At 57.7% G+C, this 19,854-nt stretch carries 17 protein-coding genes; 13 read left to right on the top strand and 4 right to left on the bottom strand.

The features are described 5' to 3' along the window. Positions 1 to 21 precede the first annotated feature (21 nt). On the top strand, positions 22 to 2,574 hold the full coding sequence (glgP, locus tag MD273_RS08000) for an alpha-glucan family phosphorylase (protein ID WP_239037215.1): 2,553 nt from the start codon (positions 22 to 24) through the stop codon (positions 2,572 to 2,574). Here glgP and MD273_RS07995 read toward each other — a convergent pair. Continuing rightward, entirely contained in the window at positions 2,571 to 3,749 is a 1,179-nt protein-coding gene (locus MD273_RS07995; RefSeq protein ID WP_239037214.1) for a 1-acyl-sn-glycerol-3-phosphate acyltransferase, read from the bottom strand. The genes glgP and MD273_RS07995 overlap by 4 nt on opposite strands. A gap of 216 nt (positions 3,750 to 3,965) precedes the next feature. Between MD273_RS07995 and recQ the strand changes: the two genes are divergently transcribed. Next, on the top strand, positions 3,966 to 5,846 hold the full coding sequence (gene recQ, locus MD273_RS07990) for a DNA helicase RecQ (RefSeq protein ID WP_239037213.1): 1,881 nt from the start codon (positions 3,966 to 3,968) through the stop codon (positions 5,844 to 5,846). Here recQ and MD273_RS07985 read toward each other — a convergent pair whose 3' ends face one another. Continuing rightward, positions 5,847 to 6,407 carry a PaaI family thioesterase gene (locus MD273_RS07985; RefSeq protein WP_239037212.1) on the bottom strand — a complete coding sequence of 187 codons (561 nt, stop codon included), beginning with the start codon at positions 6,405 to 6,407 and terminating at the stop codon, positions 5,847 to 5,849. A 241-nt stretch (positions 6,408 to 6,648) separates the two neighbouring features. On the opposite strand from MD273_RS07985, the gene MD273_RS07980 reads away from it, so the two are divergent. The 5 genes from MD273_RS07980 (at position 6,649) to selD (ending at position 12,645) form a co-directional block, all read left to right on the top strand. Beyond that, positions 6,649 to 7,506, top strand: a complete 858-nt coding sequence (locus MD273_RS07980; protein WP_239037211.1) for a type 2 periplasmic-binding domain-containing protein — start codon at positions 6,649 to 6,651, stop codon at positions 7,504 to 7,506. A 72-nt stretch (positions 7,507 to 7,578) separates the two neighbouring features. Beyond that, positions 7,579 to 9,111, top strand: coding sequence for a bifunctional GNAT family N-acetyltransferase/carbon-nitrogen hydrolase family protein (locus tag MD273_RS07975; RefSeq protein WP_239037210.1), 1,533 nt, complete (start codon positions 7,579 to 7,581; stop codon positions 9,109 to 9,111). Between the two features lie 162 nt (positions 9,112 to 9,273). Continuing rightward, a complete protein-coding gene (locus tag MD273_RS07970) occupies positions 9,274 to 9,669 on the top strand; it encodes a hypothetical protein (RefSeq protein WP_239037209.1) in 396 nt (131 codons plus the stop codon). 40 nt (positions 9,670 to 9,709) lie between these two features. Next, the gene (locus MD273_RS07965) at positions 9,710 to 10,369 is read left to right on the top strand and encodes a helix-hairpin-helix domain-containing protein (RefSeq protein ID WP_239037208.1); all 660 of its coding nucleotides are present in this window, start codon (positions 9,710 to 9,712) and stop codon (positions 10,367 to 10,369) included. Then, entirely contained in the window at positions 10,369 to 12,645 is a 2,277-nt protein-coding gene (selD, locus tag MD273_RS07960) for a selenide, water dikinase SelD (RefSeq protein WP_239037207.1), read from the top strand. Before MD273_RS07965 ends, selD begins: the two co-directional genes overlap by 1 nt. On the opposite strand, the gene senB is transcribed toward selD, so the two are convergent. Continuing rightward, positions 12,642 to 13,613, bottom strand: coding sequence for a selenoneine biosynthesis selenosugar synthase SenB (senB, locus tag MD273_RS07955; RefSeq protein ID WP_239037206.1), 972 nt, complete (start codon positions 13,611 to 13,613; stop codon positions 12,642 to 12,644). The two genes, selD and senB, sit on opposite strands and share 4 nt — an antisense overlap. A 154-nt stretch (positions 13,614 to 13,767) precedes the next feature. On the opposite strand from senB, the gene MD273_RS07950 reads away from it, so the two are divergent. The 4 genes from MD273_RS07950 (at position 13,768) to MD273_RS07935 (ending at position 17,481) form a co-directional block, all read left to right on the top strand. Then, on the top strand, positions 13,768 to 14,643 hold the full coding sequence (locus MD273_RS07950; RefSeq protein ID WP_239037205.1) for a putative selenate ABC transporter substrate-binding protein: 876 nt from the start codon (positions 13,768 to 13,770) through the stop codon (positions 14,641 to 14,643). After that, the gene (locus MD273_RS07945) at positions 14,643 to 15,293 is read left to right on the top strand and encodes a phosphonate ABC transporter ATP-binding protein (RefSeq protein WP_239037204.1); all 651 of its coding nucleotides are present in this window, start codon (positions 14,643 to 14,645) and stop codon (positions 15,291 to 15,293) included. The genes MD273_RS07950 and MD273_RS07945 overlap by 1 nt, the downstream gene beginning before the upstream one ends. 17 nt (positions 15,294 to 15,310) lie before the next feature. Beyond that, positions 15,311 to 16,777 carry a PhnE/PtxC family ABC transporter permease gene (locus tag MD273_RS07940; RefSeq protein ID WP_239037203.1) on the top strand — a complete coding sequence of 489 codons (1,467 nt, stop codon included), beginning with the start codon at positions 15,311 to 15,313 and terminating at the stop codon, positions 16,775 to 16,777. Positions 16,778 to 16,917: 140 nt separating this feature from the next. After that, positions 16,918 to 17,481, top strand: a complete 564-nt coding sequence (locus MD273_RS07935) for a hypothetical protein (RefSeq protein ID WP_239037202.1) — start codon at positions 16,918 to 16,920, stop codon at positions 17,479 to 17,481. 12 nt (positions 17,482 to 17,493) lie between these two features. Here the strand turns inward: MD273_RS07935 and MD273_RS07930 are convergent, their stop codons facing one another. Then, positions 17,494 to 17,952, bottom strand: coding sequence for a hypothetical protein (locus MD273_RS07930; RefSeq protein WP_239037201.1), 459 nt, complete (start codon positions 17,950 to 17,952; stop codon positions 17,494 to 17,496). A 135-nt stretch (positions 17,953 to 18,087) separates the two neighbouring features. Here MD273_RS07930 and MD273_RS07925 point away from each other — a divergent pair, with 135 nt between their 5' ends. Continuing rightward, positions 18,088 to 19,008 (top strand): ABC transporter ATP-binding protein, encoded by a 921-nt coding sequence (locus MD273_RS07925; protein ID WP_239037200.1) that lies wholly within the window; start codon positions 18,088 to 18,090, stop codon positions 19,006 to 19,008. A gap of 21 nt (positions 19,009 to 19,029) precedes the next feature. Then, positions 19,030 to 19,791 (top strand): ABC transporter permease, encoded by a 762-nt coding sequence (locus MD273_RS07920; RefSeq protein ID WP_239037199.1) that lies wholly within the window; start codon positions 19,030 to 19,032, stop codon positions 19,789 to 19,791. The last annotated feature ends 63 nt before the right edge of the window (positions 19,792 to 19,854 follow it).

Here is a 19,854-nt window from a genome sequence, read left to right as displayed (position 1 = left end):
TTCCTTCACAGGAGGACAATCATGAGCAAGGCCACCGAGTTTCGGCTTGAAGCACGCCCCAGGGTTCCGGAAGGTCTGGAACGGCTGGAAGAGTTGGCCAATGACCTGTTCTACAGCTGGGATCACGGCGTAAGAAACCTGTTCGCCCGCATCGACCCCGGTCTCTGGCAAAAGGTCGAGCATAATCCGAAACTCTTCCTCCGCAGGGTGGCCCAGGAGCGCCTGGACGACGCCGCGCAGGACCGTGCTTTCCTCGCGGAGTATCGTCAGGTACTGAGCAGTTACGATGTTTATGTGGAATCCGAGCCGGGCCCTGAAGTCACCGACTTGCTGGATCCGGAGCGGGATCTGGTGGCCTATTTCTGCGCCGAGTTCGGTTTCCACGAAAGCTTCCCGATTTATTCCGGGGGCCTGGGTATCCTCGCTGGCGACCATTGCAAGGCCGCCAGCGATCTTGGTCTGCCTTTCGTGGCTGTGGGCCTTTTGTATCAGCAGGGATACTTTATCCAGACCATTGACGCTCAGGGGCATCAGATCGCCCGGTACAAGTCCCACTCCAGCGATGAACTTCCCATCTCACCCGTGGAGGTGGACGGTGCACCGTTGAAGGTTAATGTTCCCTTCCCCGGCCGAATCGTTACCGCACGGGTTTGGCAGGCCCGGGTCGGGCATATCCGGCTGTACCTCCTGGACAGTAACACCCCGGACAACACTGCGGACGACCAGAACCTCACGCTTCAGCTCTACGGCGGGGACGAATCCACCCGGATCAGTCAGGAGATGCTGCTGGGCATAGGGGGCACACGGGTACTGGAGGCCCTGGGTCTGAAACCCACGGCATGGCATATCAACGAAGGGCACGCCGCATTCCAGATACTGGAGCGTTGCCGTCAGTTGATGCAGGACGGCCTGATGTTCGAGCCCGCCCTCGAAGCGGTTGCGGCCTCAACCCTGTTCACCACGCACACACCGGTACCCGCCGGACATGACATCTTCTCCCGGGAACTGATGCACCATGCCCTTGGAGACTACCTGGAAGAGGCGGGACTGGAGTTTGAAAAGGTTTTTGCCTTGGGCACCCGGGATGGCAGCGACAGTTTCAATATGACCAGTCTTGGGCTTCGGGGGTCCCGTTTTCATAACGGTGTCAGCCGGATCCACGGTGGGGTGGCTTCCGAAATGGAAGGGTATATATGGCCGCAGGTTCCTGCTCCGGAAAACCCGATTGGCTACATCACCAACGGTGTCCACGTGCCGACATTTCTGGCGCCTGAGTGGGCAAGCCTGTTCAATATCCAGGCCCCCACCTGGCAAAGCGAACTGCGCAACCCCGATTTCTGGAAGTTCGTCGACCACATTCCCGACTATCACTACTGGAGCGTGCATAAGGCGCTCAAGCAGCAGATGGGGGAATTTCTGGTGGAACAGCTGGCGCGTCAGCACGAACGCAACGGTACCGGTCATTCCGTGACCGAGCGGATGACACGGCAACTGGTGTCACCGGGAAAAGACACGCTGGTTATCGGTTTTGCGCGCCGGTTTGCCACCTACAAGCGAGCCACACTGATTTTCTCCGACCTTGAGCGGCTCGAACGTCTGCTGACCGATCCCGATCATCCGGTGGTACTGATTTTTGCGGGCAAGGCACACCCCAAGGACAGGCCCGGACAGCAACTGATCAAGGTCATACACGATCTCTCCATGCGGCCGTCACTGATGGGCCACATCCTCCTTCTGGAGGATTATGACCAGGCGATGGCCCGTTACCTGCTCGCTGGTGTCGATGTCTGGCTGAACAACCCGGAATACCCAAAGGAAGCGAGCGGCACTTCCGGCGAGAAAGCGGCCCTGAACGGTGCCCTCAATCTGAGCGTTCTGGACGGCTGGTGGGGTGAAGGTTATGACGGCACCAATGGCTGGGCAATTACGCCCAGAGATACCGGTCTCGATCCCGAGTTCCGTAATGAAGAGGAAGCCAGGGATCTGCTGGATCTGCTGGAGTTCGAGATCATCCCGCTCTACTACGACCGCGCCTCCCAGGGCTATTCGCAGGGTTGGGTAGCCCGCTCGAAAGCGTCCATGAAAACCATCACTCCAAGGTTCAATAGTCAGCGCATGGTTATGGATTACGTGGAACACTATTATGAGCCGGCCTCAGCCCAGGGGCACCGGCTGCTGGCTGACGGTGCAAGTGCCGCCCGTGAACTGGCAGAGTGGAAAGCAAAGGTGCGTGAGGCCTGGCCGGGGGTATCGCTGTCTGTTGTTGGCAACGTGGAATGCCGGTGTGCGTATGACGAAACCGTGGAGTTGCGGGTCGAAGCGGTGCTCAATGGTCTGACAGCCGAGGATGTTCGGGTGGAATGCCTGGTCACACCGGAATGCACCGGCATCCACGACGCACCTGGCACCGACCGGTTCCTGCTGACCATGGAAAGCGAGCAGGACGGTACAACCGTGTTTGCGACACGGGTTCCACCGCCCTACCCGGGACTGCAGACTCTTCGACTCCGTATGTATCCCTATCACCCGGCGCTGACCCATCTCCTGGAGATGGGAGCGATGCTCTGGGTCTAGCGGGAATTGGCCTGGAGTGCTGTAACCACCGGATTGGCGTACATATCCAGCAGGTAAGGCCGGATCGCCGGTTCGCAGGCCTCCAGTCGCCGCTCCATTTCCGCTTCGGCGGCAGCAATATCCGCCGGCGACCAGGTTTCCGCGGTAACCACGGATTCGCTAACCGTCTCCGGAGTTGCATGGGCGTCCGGGTGCAGGCCACGCTGCTGGTAGGCCACCAGGTTCGAGGCATGCAGGTGGTAATTGGCATGCATTTCGTGATCAATCCGACTCGCCAGTTCCTTCGGATTCTCCGGGGCGTCTGCTATGGGGGCGCCGAAGTGCACGTGCACATGCCCCTTGAAGCCGGTGAGGCCTTTGACGATCTGCTCGCTGTCCTCGCCCTCGGTCTTGGTGTAACTGCCGGTCCGCGCCCGGGTTTCAAGCTCTTTGGCCTTATCGACGTCGCAGGGATCGTACTCATAGGAAATGGAAACCGGCACGATATGCAGCCGGTTCATTGCCTCGGCGAAGCTCAGGCCGCTTTTCTTCCGGCTCATGTAGAACATCTTGATGATGGCCGGGTCCGTGTAATCCAGCCCGTCTTTGGCACGCCCTTCCCGCTGGGCAATCCAGATACTGTGATTGGTGTCGATACTGTGATTGATGAAGCCGGACAGGGTCATGTACGCATCCCGCATCTCCCGCGGGCTGGTCATGTTCCTGCGCACCACAAAGCTCTTGTTGAGCCGCATCATCTCGGCAAACACCCGGTTCTGCAGCAGGTTGTCTCCGATGGCGATGCGGGTGGTGTAAAAGCCGTTCTGGAACAACAGGTAGTTCACGACCATCGGATCAAAAACGATGTCCCGATGGTTGGAAATGAACAGGTGGGCACTGTGTTTGTCCAGATTTTCCAGTCCACTGGTGGTTACCCTTGTGGTGGTGCCTTCGACCAGTTCACCTACGTATGTGGACAGTCTGGCCTGCAGGTCATCCACGCGGGTGAAATGGCCGAAATTACTGATCAGCCAGCGGCGAAGGAAGAACCGCAGCAGCCCTGGTGCCCAGCGCTCTATGGTCGGTGACTTGAAGCGCCCGATCATATCGAGAAACTCCCGGTCATTGACCAGGCGCTGGATGGCCGGACCGGTTTCTTCGTCCGAATAGGGACGGATGGCATCAAATTCGTGCATTGAAACCCTGTTGTTATCGTATCTAACGGATTACGCCGGGAATGTCTGGTTCAAAAACCGCGGTATTGTAGCGTTTCTGAGTCAGGTTTGCCTCACCCGAAAGGCACCTTGACCAACCGGTTCGAATATTCTGGTATCATCCCTGCCGCACCAGGGACGTGGTGCCATCTGCCTGTAATCCCCTTATTCATCATGGAAGACACACACGGTTCTGCTATGCAACTCGACCAGGATTTCGAACAACTCGCCACAGAGAAGCCTACTTCAGCCCGGAGAGATCCCGCGCAGATCCTCCATGAAGTGTTCGGGTATGAGTCGTTCCGGCCCCTGCAGGGTGACATTGTTCGGGAAGTCGTCAACGGTGGAGATGCGCTGGTCCTGATGCCCACTGGCGGGGGTAAGTCTTTGTGTTACCAGGTGCCAGCCCTGGTCCGCCCGGGCACGGCAATTGTGATATCCCCATTGATCGCCCTGATGCAGGACCAGGTCGCTGCGCTGCGTGAACTGGGCGTGAAAGCCGCGTTCCTCAATTCCACGATGGATATGGAGCAGGCCCGCGCTACCGAGTACGCCCTGATGACCGGCGAACTCGATCTGCTCTACTGCGCGCCGGAACGGCTGATTCAGCCCCGAACCATCGAACTGCTGCACAATGCTTCCATTTCCCTGTTCGCCATTGACGAGGCCCACTGCGTTTCCCAGTGGGGGCACGATTTCCGTTCGGATTACCTGCAACTGAGCATGCTGGCCGGGGAGTTCCCCGGTATTCCGCGGATTGCGCTGACCGCGACTGCCGATGAGCGAACACGCAAGGAAATTGCTGAACGACTTTCTCTGACTGAAGCCCGGCATTTTGTCAGCGGTTTCGACCGCCCGAATATCCAGTACCGGATTGCCCCCAAGACCAACGCAAACAAGCAGTTGCTGGATTTTATCCGCCGCGAACACGAGGGTGAGTGTGGCATCGTCTACTGCCTGTCCCGGAACAAGGTGGATACGACCGCACGCATGCTCGCGGACAAAGGCTTCACTGCGTTGCCCTATCATGCCGGACTTAACGCCGACGAGCGGGCCAGGCACCAGGAACGTTTCCTGCGCGAAGACGGTGTCATCATCGTCGCCACGATTGCCTTCGGTATGGGCATCGATAAACCCGATGTCCGCTTTGTGGCGCACCTTGATCTGCCCAAGAGTCTCGAAGCCTATTACCAGGAAACCGGCCGTGCCGGTCGCGATGGCAAGCCTTCAACGGCCTGGATGGTGTATGGCTTGCAGGATGTCATCAAGTTGCGGCAGATGCTCGAGGGCTCTCTGGGCAATGACCAGTTCAAGCGGATCGAACGCCAGAAGCTCGACGCCATGCTCGGTCTGTGCGAAGTGACCAGTTGCCGCCGCCAGGTACTGTTACGGTATTTCGGCGACAACCTTGAACAACCCTGCGGCAATTGCGATACCTGTCTGAATCCTCCCGAAACCTGGGATGGCACCGTAGCCGTGCAGAAAGCGCTTTCCTGCGTATACCGGACCGGCCAGCGATTCGGGGTGACCTACCTGATAGATGTGCTGCGGGGTTCGGAGAACGAGCGCATTCTGCAGTCGGGTCATGATCGCGTGTCCACCTACGGCATCGGGACTGAACTGAGTGCCAGCGAGTGGAAATCGGTATTCCGCCAACTGGTGGCTAACGGCTACCTCAGGGCAGACCCTGAGGGATACGGAGCCTTGCAGTTGACGGAGCGCTGCCGCCCGTTGCTCAAGGGCGAGGAAACGGTCTGGCTGCGCAAGGATCCGGTCCAGAAGACGACTTCCGCGGGACGCTCAGGCTCCGGAAAGAAGCGGTTTACTTCCGATCAGATCCAGAATCAGGCGGGCTGGGACCATCTGCGCGCCTGCCGTAAGGCACTGGCTGACAAACAGGGCGTGCCGCCATACGTGATCTTCCACGATGCAACCCTCTTCGAAATGCTGGAACGAAAGCCACGGACCATTGAAGAGCTCGGAGAGATTAACGGCGTGGGTGCGGCCAAACTCGAAAAGTATGGCGAAACCTTCCTTGAGGCCCTCTCACAGATCAACTCCCTGGAGGTTACAGGGTGATCAGCCGTCAGCCGGGGGCGTGAACCCTTTTTTACGGACACGGTAATGGGCAATTGAAGTAGCCACGTGCCTGCCCTCCTCGTCTTTTAGAACTCCCTGCAAGGTGAACTTTGCGCGGCCGGAATCATCGGCGTCGGCTCGAATCCTGGCAACCTCCTCTGGACTGAGGGAAAACTCAACCGTCACATCGGAGTTGGCGGGCTCGTGGAACTGCAATGTCATTTCCTTGAGGATCGGGATGTACGACGGGCCCAGGTCAAACAGGGTCAGGACACCCCCGGGGATCTCCGCCACCAGGAAATAGGCGCCGGCGTAAAGACTGCCAAAGTGATTCTTGTTGCCCTTCAGACGAATCCGGGCGCGGACATAGCCGGGCCTGACCTCCTCAACACTGAAGCGGTTGCGGGGCGCAAAGGGAATGGATAAACCGATAATCCGGTTCACTGCCGCATAGCCTCCGGTTTTCTTGAGCCATTCCAACGGGTGCGCCAGAGTCGCCCGGGGATTCGTCGAAGCGACCCATTGCCCGGTCGCTTCGATCATATTGTCGATCAGTGCCATGTGTTCCATCCTGTGATTCAGACCGAAGAGATGATTGCAACGTAACCCGATGACCGCAAGCCGGTTTTCCCGTTTTTTTGCAAGTTGGCCCACTTCACGTACCTTTTATAGTCTAGAGTGGAATGAGCATTAGATCTGAAAACCGAAACTGAGAGGGAGCTCCGGTTTGGCGTCAAAAGTCCGCAGTCTGCTTCCAATAATCGGTCTTTGCTTTTGGTTCTCGGGACTTGGCCTGCCCGAAGTGGCGGCTGAAGTCGAGCAGTCTGCCGATCAGTCCTCCCGCAAGCAGGCGTTCATGCTCTGGTACCGGAACTACGACAACCCGGCTATCCGCTCTCTGGTGGGGCTCGCCCTCGCCAAGACATCGGAGTATGGCGATTACAGGCTGGTTCGTAGTCGGGAATTGACGCAGGGTCGGGCCTTGTATGAGCTTGCAAACGACAAATCCGGTCTCATCGACATCATCAATGTGGCCACCTCACCTGCACGGGAACAGCGCCTGAATGCCATCCCTGTACCCATCGATGGCGGGCTACTCGGCTTCAGGGTGTGTGTGACAGTCCCGGAAAAGCTTCCCCTGTTCGAGGGCGTCCGAACGCTCGATGACCTGGTGGAACGTGGCATCAGTATTGGTCAGGGCTCGCACTGGCCGGATACCCCTATTCTGAAGGCCAATGGCGTCTCCGTGGTGACCCACTCCCATTATGAAATCCTGTTCGGCATGCTGCGGAACAACCGGTTCGACTGCTTTGCCCGGGGCGTGAGCGAGGTACTCCATGATCTTGAAGTTGAAGGCGACCCTGGACTCGTGATCGAGCCGAACCTTGTTATCGCGTATCCGATGCCCTCCTACCTTTTCGTTGGTCCGGAAAAGGACCTTCTAGCCTATCGGTTGCAGCTCGGTCTGGAACGGGCAATAGAGGATGGCACCTTCGCTGAATACCTGCGGCACTATTTCAGTCGCCCGGTCATGAGTCTCAATCTGGAAGATCGGCACATCATTCGTCTGGAAAATCCGTACCTCACCGAAGAATCCCGTCATCTCGGTCGAAACACTTTGCGTAATTTACAGCAGCGAGTGAAACTCTTTGCAGATTAATATCTGTTAGACTTCCGACAGATTTAAGTGGTCGTTGTACCTTATATACTTTCAAGACGGGAGCCGGACTGAATGGCCCACGAAGAACTGCACCTGAACCTTCGAAACCTCACCCTCGATGATTATGATCAGCTCCAGGAACTGATGGATCTTGTTTATAAAGACATTGGTGGCGCCTGGCCGAAGGAGACCATCAAGGCCCTGGTGGAACAGTTCCCGGATGGCCAGATCTGTATCGAGGACAATGGCCAACTGGTGGCGGTGGCACTGACCGTTTGCGTGAAGTACGAGCGTTTCAGTAACCCGCACACCTATGACGACCTGATCCTGCGCAACGAAAAGATCTGGCACAATGCCAACGGCGACTCCCTGTATGGGCTCGATGTTTTCATCCACCCCGAATACCGTGGCTATCGCCTGGGCCGGCGTCTTTATGAGGCGCGCAAGGAGCTATGCCGGTCAATGAATCTACGGGCCATTCTGGCCGGCGGCCGTATTCCCAGTTACTACAAATACAAGGATCAGTACACTCCCGCTGAGTACATCCAGCGTGTGGACCGCAAGGAAATCTATGACCCGATTCTGACTTTCCAGCTTTCCAATGATTTCCAGGTCACACGGCTGATGCACAAGTACCTGCCGGAAGACGAGAAATCCATGGGCTATGCCACGCTGCTGGAGTGGCGGAACATTCTCTACACGCCCCCTTCCCCGGTGTTGAGCGTCCGGAAAACCCAGGTAAGACTGGGGGCTGTGCAGTGGCAGATGCGTGAGTTCACCTCGGTGGACGAAGTGTTGAAACAGGTGGAGTACTTCGTTGATGCGCTTTCCGACTACAAGAGTGATTTCGCGCTGTTTCCGGAATTCTTCAACGCTCCTCTGATGGGGCTGACAGACCAGATGGACCAGACCCGGGCCATACGTTTCCTCGCCGGTTTTACCGAGCAATTCCGGGATCAGATGTCGGAAATGGCGGTCAGCTACAACATCAATATCATTACCGGCTCCATGCCCCTGTTGGAGGACGACCGGCTTTTCAACGTGTCGTACCTGTGCCATCGGGACGGTCGGGTGGACGAACAACGAAAGATCCACATCACCCCTCACGAACGTCGGGACTGGGTAATCGAGGGCGGTGATACTTTCGAGGTGTTCGATACCGATGCCGGACGTGTGGCCATACTGATCTGCTATGACATCGAGTTCCCGGAACTGGGTCGGATCGCCGCAAGCCAGGACGTCGATATCATCTGTGTTCCCTTCTGGACCGACACCAAGAATGGTTACCTGCGGGTCCGGCATTGTGCGCAGGCACGGGCGATCGAAAACGAATGCTACGTCGTAATAACAGGCAGCGTGGGTAACCTGCCCAAGGTCGAGAATCTGGACGTACAATACGCCCAGTCATCGGTATTCTCGCCTTCGGATTTTGCCTTCCCGCACGATGCGGTCATGGCCGAAACGACACCCAACACCGAGATGATCATGTTTTCGGATATGGACCTGGAGAAGCTGACTCTGGTCCGTAACGAGGGCTCGGTGAACAACCTGAAGGATCGCAGGGAAGACATGTACGAGGTACGGGTCAAGTCGTCAGATGCCTGAAGCGCTCTCCCTCACTATTGAGGAAATGCGTGAGAGGGTGTTCGTAGGGCACTGATGGAATTGCCAATACCGAAAACAATGTCTATTGTTTAATCATTATCCAGCCTGTCCGAACGGTGGACAGGTCGTAGTGGATAGGAATCTCAGCAGAGAACAGGATTCATGAACGAAGCGTTACCGGATCTCATTGCCCGTTTCAGGATCAAGCAGGGCCTCTTCCGCAAAGAATTGGTGGAGGCCGCGGTCTTTGAGCTCGACAGCTACGGCTGCGTAATGAAAACCGACAAGGTCTTCGAACCCGGCGACAGTCTGACGCTGGATCTGGTCATGGATATGCCATTTGAGGAAATCTGCGCACAGAGCGTATCCGGACTCGTGACAGAACGTAGAAAGCACTGCAGCAACTTCTACTACTCCATTGATTTTTCAGAATTTGAACCTGGATCACCCAACCGCGACAAACTCAAGCGGATCCGCGAGGTCCTGTCCAGAAAGCTGTCTCTGAAATCCCGTCGTTCATCTTCAGGTTCCATCTCCGGCTTCCGGCAAATGGCCTGATCGTTACTGTCCGTTCCAACCATCCGTAAGGAGACATTTCATGGCGAAGAAAGCCAAACCGAGCGTCGACAAGATCGTGAAAAAGGTCAACAAGGAGTTCGAGAAAACATCATCGCAGATTGAAGGGCTGATCAACGATGCACTGAAACAGTTCGACAGTCTTCAGACCCAGGTCGAAGAGCCGGTGCGAAAACTGCTCAAGGAAGTGAAAGACCTGCGAGAACGGGAAATGAAGCGCTTCAACGAGGAGTTCGAGCGCCGTTTGAGCGAATTCCAGGAACTTCAGAGCAGCATTCTGGAGAGGCTGGGCGTTGCTGCAAAAGAAGCTGGCTCCGATGTCAAACAACTGACAGATGAAGTCAGCAAGGAGGCTCAGACCGCAGCCAAAAAAGCTGCGCCGAAGAAGCCTGCAGCCAAAAAGACCGGGGCAAAGGGCGCTTCCAAAGCGAAGGGCTCTACAGCCGCAAAGAAAACCTCTGCGAAGGCCACAACCAGGAAGGCGGCCAAGCCGGCAGACAAGAGCGACCTGACCCTCGTCAAGGGCATAGGGCCGGCAACCGCCAAGAAGATGAAAGACGCCGGCATCACCTCCATCGATCAGATTGCCAACCCGTCCGCGGCCGACAAGGAAAAGCTCCAGGCCTTCAAAAGCCTCAAGGGATTTGACCAACTTACCGCCGAAGCCAAAAAAGTTAACTGATGCAAACGCCTGACCAGCCTGTTTTACGGGACATTGTCCTGGTTGGCGGCGGGCACAGCCACGTCGGGGTCCTCAAACGGTTCGCCATGAACCCGGTCCCCGGTGTGCGCCTGACCCTCATTTGCCGCGATACCCACACCCCCTACTCCGGAATGCTGCCGGGCTACGTCGCCGGACACTATAGCTACGATGACGTCCATATCGATCTGAGCCGCCTGGCGGAATACGCCGGGGCACGTTTCTACCGTGACGAAGTTGTCGGGATCGACCGGACAAAAAAGCGCATCCTCTGCCGCAACCGGCCGAATGTGCCCTACGACATCCTTTCTATCAACATTGGCTCGTCCCCGAAAGTGAGCGACGTTGAGGGTGCCGAAGAATACGCCGTGCCGGTCAAGCCCATCAACGGCTTCAACCAGCGTTGGTTGTCGCTGTTGTCCCGCATTGAGAATCATGACGGCCCAATGACCCTGGCAGTGGTCGGGGCCGGCGCCGGCGGTGTCGAGCTGACCCTGGCCATGCAGTTCCGGCTCCGCAAGGAGCTTGCCCAGCGTGGCAAAGACCCAGATCAACTGCATTTTCACCTCTTTGATGCCGCGGACCGGATTCTGTCCACGCACAATGACAAGGTTCGTTCGGTCTTCGAGCGTAAACTGTCCGAACGGGGCGTGAAGGTACATCTTGGTGCTCCGGTATCCCGCGTTGATTCGGGGCTGCTGGTATCGGAGTCCGGCGAAACGCTGCAGGTGGATGAGGTACTGTGGGTCACCCGGGCAGGTGGTCCCGCCTGGCTGGAGGAAACCGGCCTGGCCCTGGACGAAGGTCGGTTTATAAGGGTACGGGATACGCTCCAGAGTGAAACTGACGACAGCATATTTGCCGCCGGGGACATTGCCAATGTCGTCAACCATCCCCGTGAAAAAGCCGGCGTGTTTGCCGTGCGCCAGGGCCCGCCCCTGGCTGACAACCTCAAGCGGCTCGCCACCGGGAAACAGACACGCAACTTCTATCCCCAGAAAAAGTGGCTTGCCCTGATCAGTACCGGCGACAAATACGCGGTTGCTTCCCGGGGAGACGTGGAGTTCCACGGCCGTCTGGTATGGCGCTGGAAAGACTGGATTGACCGGCGCTTTATGCGCAAGTTCAGTGACCTCCCCGCCATGGAGGAATCCGCCACGCTGCCCGATACTGCAGCGGCACAGAATGCCGAAGAAGCGTCCCAGGCCATTTCCGCGGTGGCCATGCGTTGTGGCGGTTGTGGTGCCAAGGTGGGCAGTACGGTTCTGTCGCGCGCGCTGAATGAACTCAAACCGGTCGAGCGGGACGATATCATTATCGGTCTGCACGCCCCGGACGATGCCGCTGTGTTACGCGTACCACCGGGAAAGGCCGTGGTGCATACCGTCGACTTCTTCCGGGCCTTTATTGACGATCCGTACGTGTTCGGCAAGGTCGCCGCCAACCACAGTCTCGGTGATGTATTCGCCATGGGGGCAGAAGCCCAGAGCGCTACGGCGGTTGCAACGGTGCCGTACGGCATTGAATCCAAAGTGGAGGATGTGGTTTACCAGATGATGTCCGGTGCCGTAGAGGTCCTTAACGAAGCCGGTTGTGCGCTTGTCGGCGGACACACCGGCGAAGGTAAGGAACTGGCTCTGGGTTTCGCGGTAAATGGCCTGATTGATCCGGACGAGGTGATGAGCAAGGGCGGCTTGCGAGCCGGCGATGTACTGATCCTCACCAAGCCAATCGGGACCGGTACCCTTTTTGCCGCCCACGCACGCCTGGCCGCCAAGGGTCGCTGGATCGATTCCGCGCTGGCCTCCATGATCCATTCGAACAAGCTTGGGGCCGAGTGCCTGCGCCGATATGGCTCCCGCGCCTGTACCGACGTGACCGGTTTCGGACTTCTCGGCCACCTTGTGGAGATGACCCGTCCGTCCGGCGTGGACGCGGAACTGGATCTTTCCGCCATTCCGGTATTACCGGGCGCGGAAGAAACCGCGGCTGCAGGCATCCTGAGTTCGCTGCAGCCGGCCAACATCCGTTTGCGGCGTGGCATCCGTGACCAGGAGAAGTGGGTGAAGCATCCCCGCTACCCTCTGATCTTTGATCCCCAGACGGCCGGCGGTTTGCTGGCGAGCGTCGCCGCAGATCAGGCGGAAGACTGTGTTCGGGAGTTGAAGGCTCTCGGGTATCCGCACACGGCAATTATTGGTCGGGTCCTTCCACAGGATGAGTCCGGACCAATCGAACCCATCCTCCTGAAGGACTAGCCAGCGCGGACACGCTCGGAACAGCGTTGGCGCGCAATCGCCAACGCCTGTTCCAGACTGCGCTGTTCCCGTTCCGGTGTGAACCGGTCAGCAAGCTCATTCACGTGTGACCTGAGTGTCTGGAGGAATTCCGGCTCGGTCTCTGCCTTGCGGAGCAGTTTGGCCAGCGCCTTCTCGTCGCCGGGTGGGAAATAGCCCGGATAGTCGTTACCCAGAAGTCCCCGGTTCCCGGGAATGTCGCTGGCGAGCACCGGGATGCCGGCCCGGCAGGCTTCCGAAACAACATTGGCGCCGCCCTCCATCACCGAACTGATGACCATCACGTGGCTGCCGGTGAGCAGCTTCCGGGTATTGCGCTCATTCAACTGTCCAAGCCAGCGGAATCGCGGGTTTTCCCTGGCCTCTTGTTCAGCCATCTGCTGCCATTGGTCATTGTGAGCCTTCCCTGCAGACAGTACCTGGATCCTGGAGTCTTCCGGCAGGAGCCTGGCCGCCCGGGCCGCCCGAAGGGAATCCTTTTCTTCCCTCAGGTGACCGACGACACAGACCTGAAAGCGATCAGTGGACCGTTCGGTGGCAACCGGCGGTGCGACGGCAGATTGATAGAGGGTGATCAACTTATCCCGGAAACGCGTGGGAATATCCTCTGCCACTGTGTCATGCAGGCCAATCAGAACATCAGCCATCGTCATCGAGGCGAAGGTTTCCTCTGGAAATTCGGCCTGGTGGCGGTAAACGTCAGTCCCGGTGAGTACCACAATCAACGGTGTTTCCGGCCACCTGCTATGGAAACAGGCAACGGCGCCGTGACTGCGCCAGGCGTGCAGGGCAATGAATGCATCGCAAGGCTCATCCTGATACTCGGTAACGACCTCGACTTCATGGCCGGCATCTTCCAGTAATGTTTTCCAGCGCTCGGCGGTGGCGCGATTACCGGCCCGGGATCCCGGAGCGGCCGGTGTAATCATTATTATTTTCATCGGTTACAATGCTGATCAGGGCCTGAAAGAAAGAAATGTTTGGCTGAGCCAATAAAACCTGCCAATCGTATAGCTGTTCAGAGTTCAGGTAAATCAAGGTATCCTGACTCTCCTCCAAAACCGATCAAAACAGGGATTTCAAATGGCTTTGAATCTGATACGGAAATTTGTGGCTTCCAGCCTTCTTTTCATGACTGCAGCCTCGGCAAACGCGGAGACGTTTGTATTCACGGCAATCCCCGACGAAGATGAGACCAAACTGGTCGAGCGGTTCCGTGGTGTGGCCGACTACCTCTCGGAGCAGCTGGACGTTGAGGTTCGTTATATCCCGGTAAAGTCCTATGCGGCAGCTGTTTCTGCTTTCCGTAACAACCAGGTACAGCTTGCCTGGTTTGGTGGTCTTTCCGGTGTTCAGGCCCGGCGGTTGGTGCCCGGCTCTGAGGCCATAGCGCAGGGCGTGGAGGATGAAGCCTTCCAGACCTATTTCATCGCCAACACCAGCGCTGGCATCGAACCGGCACAGGAACTGGCCGAGCTGGAAGACGAACTCCGGGGCAAGACTTTCACGTTTGGCTCCAAAGGCTCTACTTCCGGGCGCCTGATGCCCGAGTTCCACATCCGTGACACCTTTGGTGAGGCGCCCGAGGACTTCTTCGGCCGCGTAGGCTTCAGCGGCAATCACACCCGGACGCTGCGCCTTGTCGAGGCAGGCACCTATGAGGTAGGCGCCCTGAACTTCCAGGTCTGGCAGAAGGAGCTGGAGGACGGCAATATCGATACCAACGCTGTGCAGGTGATCTGGGAAACGCCGGCCTATCCGGACTACCAGTGGACCATCCGCGGTGATGTGAATGAGCGCTTTGGCGATGGCTTCAAGGCCAGGGTGAAGGAAGCGCTGCTGGCACTCGATGACAAAGCTCTTCTGGAGAGCTTCCCCCGTTCCGGATTCATTCCTGCTTCCAACGAGGACTACGAGCCCATTCGCAAAACAGCCGAAGAGATTGGAATCCTTGATTGATGTCCGGATTTGATCTCTCGGGCCTAACGGCCTCATTTGGGGGAGAGCGCGTCCTTGGGCCGCTTTCCCTCAGAGTACGCGAAGGTGAACAGGTTGCCCTGGTCGGAAAGAGCGGCGCAGGCAAATCCACCCTCATCCGCCTCATCCATGAACAGGTGGGCCGTAACTCCTCCCTCGTTCCCCAGGAGCTGGGTCTGGTCAACGCCCTGCCCGTTTTCCATAACGTCTTTATGGGCCAACTGGACAAGCACCGTACCTGGTACAATACGCTGTCTCTGATTCGGCCTTTCGCTGCCGACCGCGCTGCGGTAAAAAACCTGCTGGACGAATTGGGAATGGCTGAGAAGCTGTGGATTCCCACTGCGTCTCTTTCCGGTGGCCAGCGTCAACGGGTTGCCATCGCCCGGGCGATCTACCGTGATGAAAGCCTGTTGCTGGCGGACGAACCCGTCTCGGCATTGGACGGGCCCAGGGCGCTCCAGGTCATGGCCCTCCTCAGGGACCGCTTTGCAACCAGTGTAATTGCCCTGCACGATGTAGAATTGGCACTGCAGTACTGTAATCGGATTGTTGGCATCCAGGATGGTCTGATCGAGCTGGACGAACCGAGTGACCGCCTGTCGCCCTCCGACATCATGTCCCTGTACTGAGGTTACCGGCTGATTCCATGCTTTCTTATCCCACGGTCAGAGCCAGCCTGATATTTTTCGCGGTCGCGATCGCGGGGCTGCTGTTTGCCGATATTGCCATAACGGCTTCCAATCCCTGGCGGGACCTGGGCAATTTTTTCCTCGGCGTGGTCACTCCCAATTTCTTCAGTTCCGAGGGGTTGATGACTGCCCTTCTACGCACCGTTGCTTTCGCGTTCGTGGGCGTGGCACTGGGCAGTTTTTTCGGGTTCCTGCTGGCACTGGTTTACCGGCTATTACCGGTTCGCATCTTCTGCGCATTCATCCGAGCGATTCATGAGCTGTTCTGGGCACTGATCTTCCTGCAGTTCTTCGGGTTTCACCCGCTGACCGGTGTGCTCGCCATCGCCATTCCCTACTCGGGTATTTTTGCCAAAGTCTATTCGGAGATCCTGGAGGAGGCCGATCCGGAGCCAAGGCGGCTGCTGCCACCCGGTACCGGTATGGTTGCTGCGTTTCTCTATGCCCGAATTCCCGATTGCTGGGACCAGATGCGGACCTACACCGCTTATCGCCTCGAATGCGGACTGCGCTCCAGTGCGATCCTCGGCTTCGTCGGCCTGCCCACCCTGGGCTTTTACCTGGAGTCGTCTTTCTCGCAGGGGCTCTACTCCGATGCCGGGGCAATGCTGATCCTGTTCTACGTTCTGATCGCCTCCATTCCACTCTGGGTACGCCCAAAACTGCTTCCCATCTATATTCTGGCTGCGCCCTTCTTCCTGGGAGAGGGACTGCCGATTGTCTGGGGTAATGTTGAGCGTTTCTTCACTGAAGACATCATTCCCGCCCCCCTGCGCGGCGACGAAGGGCTGACCGGGCTTCTGCCCTGGCTTAACGACCTGATGATAAACGAAGCGCTTCCGGGGATCTGGAATACCATCCTGCTGACTCAGATAGCCCTGGTTGCGACCGGCATCCTGGCATTGCTGGCGTTCCCCCTCATATCCAATCATTTCGGGGGGCCGGTGCGCCGGACCAGCGGTCACGTATTCCTGGTGATCGCCCGGTCAACGCCAGAGTACATCCTGGCCTATATCCTTCTGCAACTCTGGGGTCCCTCCATGCTCCCCGCCGTTGTTGCCCTGGCCCTGCACAACGGTGGCATAATCGGCCATCTGATTGGTCGTCAGACCAACAACATTCGCCTGCGGCCCGATGCACCCGCCGGATTCAACCGGTACACCTGGGAACTGGTTCCCCGCGTGTATCGTTCCTTCCTGGCATTTCTCTTCTACCGCTGGGAAATCATCATGCGGGAAACAGCCATCCTGGGGATCCTCGGAATCTATACCCTAGGTTTCTACGTGGACAGTGCCATCCAGAACATCCGGTTCGACCGGGCCATGGTCCTGATCCTGATCACCGCATTGCTCAATATCGGTGTGGATGCCCTCGGTCGATACATCCGCCGGAAGCTCGCCCTTCAGACCATGCCCACCTGCTGACACCGCCTGAGACCAGCGTCACAAGTTGATAAACGCGGTGTCGCCCTCCTCATTGAATTGCTGAACCGTTGGCAGTTTTTGGACATTACATATTGTTACCATCGCCTCTTTCGGGGAGGTCGATCAAGGTGTTCGAAAATATGTCGTATTGGCTCGTGGTGCTCACGCAGGTGGCCCTGGTTGCGCTCCTGCTTTTGCTTGGGGTTCAGATGTTCCGTGTCTCACGGGAAGGAGCGCTGGCCGGCGGCCCGGGTACCGAGCCTCAGCCGCAACGCAAGAGCCGTCCAATCCATACAGACAGGGCGACGAATAGCCGATACCGCACCGAACTGTTTACCCAGCTCCACATCCTGGCCGCCCTCCAGGAACGTGAATGCCGGGGCAAAGGACTGGACCGGCCGGAAATGGCAACCATCCTCGGTACCTGTGCCACGGCATGGCTCTATGGTGCCGGCTGTGCCCTCTGCGACGAAGCCGACCGCCACTCTGAAACCCTTGCCGGACTGGTTGTGCACATCATAAGCCGGAAAACCGGGATCTCCCGTTCAGAGGCGCTTTCCGTGATTGAGGATCTCACGGTCAATACCCTCTATCTCGCCTGTTTCCGCGCAGGACTGGATGGCGCGAGACACTGGCGCGAGCATAATTATGTTCCCAGCCAATCCGGTCTCTGTGAGTTGGTGGCGGGCCACACGTTTATCTAGGGTGGGCGGTGATTACCGTGCCCGGAAAGTCAGTTTCATGGGGTTTCCACCTACAGCCTGCTCCCCGCTCTGAAGGTCGATCCGCCACTCCATTTCGGAACCGGTCGTGCAGAAGGGCGCCGTGAATCGGGCGCGCCAGGTTTCGCCATGCTGGTGCTTGAGGGGAATCGGGTATTCACCCATGTACATGGACTCGCCCCGCAGTATTGCGAGGAAACGGTCCGGGGCTTCCGGAGCATTCACGGTGATCCGGAACTCGACGCCCTGGTCACCTTCGCCCAGCGATTCCAGCTGGACAAGCCAGGTGCCCGTCTCTCCTTCCCACTGGCAATCCCGCTCCAGCAGATCACACCGGGGCTCATCCGGGCCTGACACCTCGTCGGATCCCGGCGAAGTCAGATAGCGGGGTCCGAACACCAACAGCGCCACCAACCCGATAATCAAACCCGTAACCGCAATTGCCCGTATCATTACCCACCTCTTTTTGCCAAACGCGCATTATGGGGATTTCCCCGATCAAGGCAAAGGTTTCTAAACTGGCGCCAGTCGTGAGAAAATGCTGCGCCTCCTAACTTATCGATCCACCCTCAGATACAGGACATGCCCGTGCAACCGGATATTTCCGTCAGGCACCTGAACAAAACCTATGGCGATGGGTTCCAGGCGTTGAAGAACATCAACCTGGAGATTGAACGCGGCGAGATCTTCGCCCTGCTCGGCCCTAACGGCGCTGGCAAGACGACCCTGATCAGTATCATCTGCGGCATCGTTAACCTGAGCAGCGGTGAAGTCAAAGCGGCCGGCTATGACATCGTCAAGGACTACCGTAAGGCCCGGGAAACCATAGGTCTTGTGCCACAGGAGCTGAACACCGACTCCTTCGAGACTGTCTGGGACGCAGTCTCCTTCAGCAGGGGGCTGTTCGGCAAGGCGCCCAACCCCACCCACATCGAGAAAGTGCTCAAGGCATTGTCGCTCTGGGACAAACGCAACAACCGAATCATGTCCCTTTCCGGTGGCATGAAACGGCGCGTCATGATCGCCAAGGCCCTTTCCCACGAACCGCAGATTCTGTTCCTGGATGAGCCTACAGCGGGTGTGGACGTGGAACTCCGTCGGGACATGTGGGAGATGGTGCGCAAACTGCGGGAGAGCGGCGTCACCATCATCCTGACCACCCACTACATCGAAGAAGCCGAGGAAATGGCGGACCGCATCGGCGTCATCCGGCAGGGTGAGATCATTCTGGTGGAAGACAAAGCCCAACTGATGACCAAGCTCGGCAAGAAAGAGCTCCGGCTGCAGCTCCAGCAAAAGCTTGATCAGGTTCCCGGTGAGCTGACCCTGGAGCCGGTGGAATTGGCGAACGATGGCTGGGAGCTCATTTTCACCTTTGATTCCCAGCAAGAGCAGGCCGGGGTGGCGCGGCTGCTACGGACACTGGGCGATCTCGGCATCGAATACCGGGATCTTCAAACGCGGGAAAGCTCCCTGGAAGAGATTTTTGTCGGCCTCGTCCATGAATAGCCCGACCTGACGGAGAATCGAATGAACCTTTACGGTATCCGCGCAATCTACAAATTCGAAATGGCCCGGATGAAGCGCACAGTGATGCAGAGCGTGCTCTCGCCGGTGATATCCACCTGCCTGTACTTCGTCGTTTTTGGCTCTGCCATCGGCTCGCGCATGGGCGATATCGATAACATCAGCTACGGCGCCTACATCATTCCCGGCCTGGTGATGTTGTCGCTGCTGATGCAGAGCATTTCCAATGCCTCTTTCGGCATCTATATGCCCAAATTCTCGGGCACCATCTACGAAGTGCTCTCGGCACCGGTCTCCTACGTGGAGGTTGTCATCGGCTATGTCGGTGCGGCAGCGAGCAAGTCGGTAATCCTCGGCCTGATTATCCTGGCCACCGCCAGGCTGTTCGTGGACTACACCGTGCTGCACCCGTTCTGGATGTTGTCGTTCCTGGTGCTGACCGCCGTCACCTTCAGCCTGTTCGGCTTCATCATCGGCATCTGGGCGGACGGCTTCGAAAAGCTGCAGATCGTGCCCATGATGATCGTCACGCCGCTGGTCTTCCTGGGGGGCACCTTCTACTCCATCGACATGCTGCCGGAGATCTGGCAGACCATCAGCCTGTTCAACCCGGTGGTATACCTGATCAGCGGTTTTCGATGGGCCTTTTACGGGGTGTCTGATGTGCACGTGGGCATCAGCGTTGCGATGACCATGTTCTTCCTGGCCCTCTGCATGACCACAGTATGGTGGATCTTCAAAACCGGTTACCGGCTGCGGTCATGATGGCTGTGTTTCGTCAAATCAGTTTTTGGCTGGTGCTTGGCCTGGTTTCCGGATGTGGTGTCA

Origin of the sequence: Marinobacter sp. C7 (assembly GCF_022343555.1) — a bacterium.
Taxonomy (GTDB): Bacteria; Pseudomonadota; Gammaproteobacteria; order Pseudomonadales; family Oleiphilaceae; genus Marinobacter.
The sequence above is the reverse complement of the archived record's forward strand: the minus strand, read 5'-3'. Positions and strand labels throughout refer to the sequence as shown.

Excerpts from the sequence above, each read along its gene's own strand:
- glgP (WP_239037215.1), top strand. The coding sequence starts at position 22 with ATGAGCAAGGCCACCGAGTTTCGGCTTGAAGCACGCCCCAGGGTTCCG.
- MD273_RS07995 (WP_239037214.1), bottom strand. The coding sequence starts at position 3,749 with ATGCACGAATTTGATGCCATCCGTCCCTATTCGGACGAAGAAACCGGT.
- recQ (WP_239037213.1), top strand. The coding sequence starts at position 3,966 with ATGCAACTCGACCAGGATTTCGAACAACTCGCCACAGAGAAGCCTACT.
- MD273_RS07985 (WP_239037212.1), bottom strand. The coding sequence starts at position 6,407 with ATGGCACTGATCGACAATATGATCGAAGCGACCGGGCAATGGGTCGCT.
- MD273_RS07975 (WP_239037210.1), top strand. The coding sequence starts at position 7,579 with ATGGCCCACGAAGAACTGCACCTGAACCTTCGAAACCTCACCCTCGAT.
- MD273_RS07970 (WP_239037209.1), top strand. The coding sequence starts at position 9,274 with ATGAACGAAGCGTTACCGGATCTCATTGCCCGTTTCAGGATCAAGCAG.
- MD273_RS07965 (WP_239037208.1), top strand. The coding sequence starts at position 9,710 with ATGGCGAAGAAAGCCAAACCGAGCGTCGACAAGATCGTGAAAAAGGTC.
- selD (WP_239037207.1), top strand. The coding sequence starts at position 10,369 with ATGCAAACGCCTGACCAGCCTGTTTTACGGGACATTGTCCTGGTTGGC.
- senB (WP_239037206.1), bottom strand. The coding sequence starts at position 13,613 with ATGATTACACCGGCCGCTCCGGGATCCCGGGCCGGTAATCGCGCCACC.
- MD273_RS07950 (WP_239037205.1), top strand. The coding sequence starts at position 13,768 with ATGGCTTTGAATCTGATACGGAAATTTGTGGCTTCCAGCCTTCTTTTC.
- MD273_RS07945 (WP_239037204.1), top strand. The coding sequence starts at position 14,643 with ATGTCCGGATTTGATCTCTCGGGCCTAACGGCCTCATTTGGGGGAGAG.
- MD273_RS07940 (WP_239037203.1), top strand. The coding sequence starts at position 15,311 with ATGCTTTCTTATCCCACGGTCAGAGCCAGCCTGATATTTTTCGCGGTC.
- MD273_RS07935 (WP_239037202.1), top strand. The coding sequence starts at position 16,918 with ATGTCGTATTGGCTCGTGGTGCTCACGCAGGTGGCCCTGGTTGCGCTC.
- MD273_RS07930 (WP_239037201.1), bottom strand. The coding sequence starts at position 17,952 with ATGATACGGGCAATTGCGGTTACGGGTTTGATTATCGGGTTGGTGGCG.
- MD273_RS07920 (WP_239037199.1), top strand. The coding sequence starts at position 19,030 with ATGAACCTTTACGGTATCCGCGCAATCTACAAATTCGAAATGGCCCGG.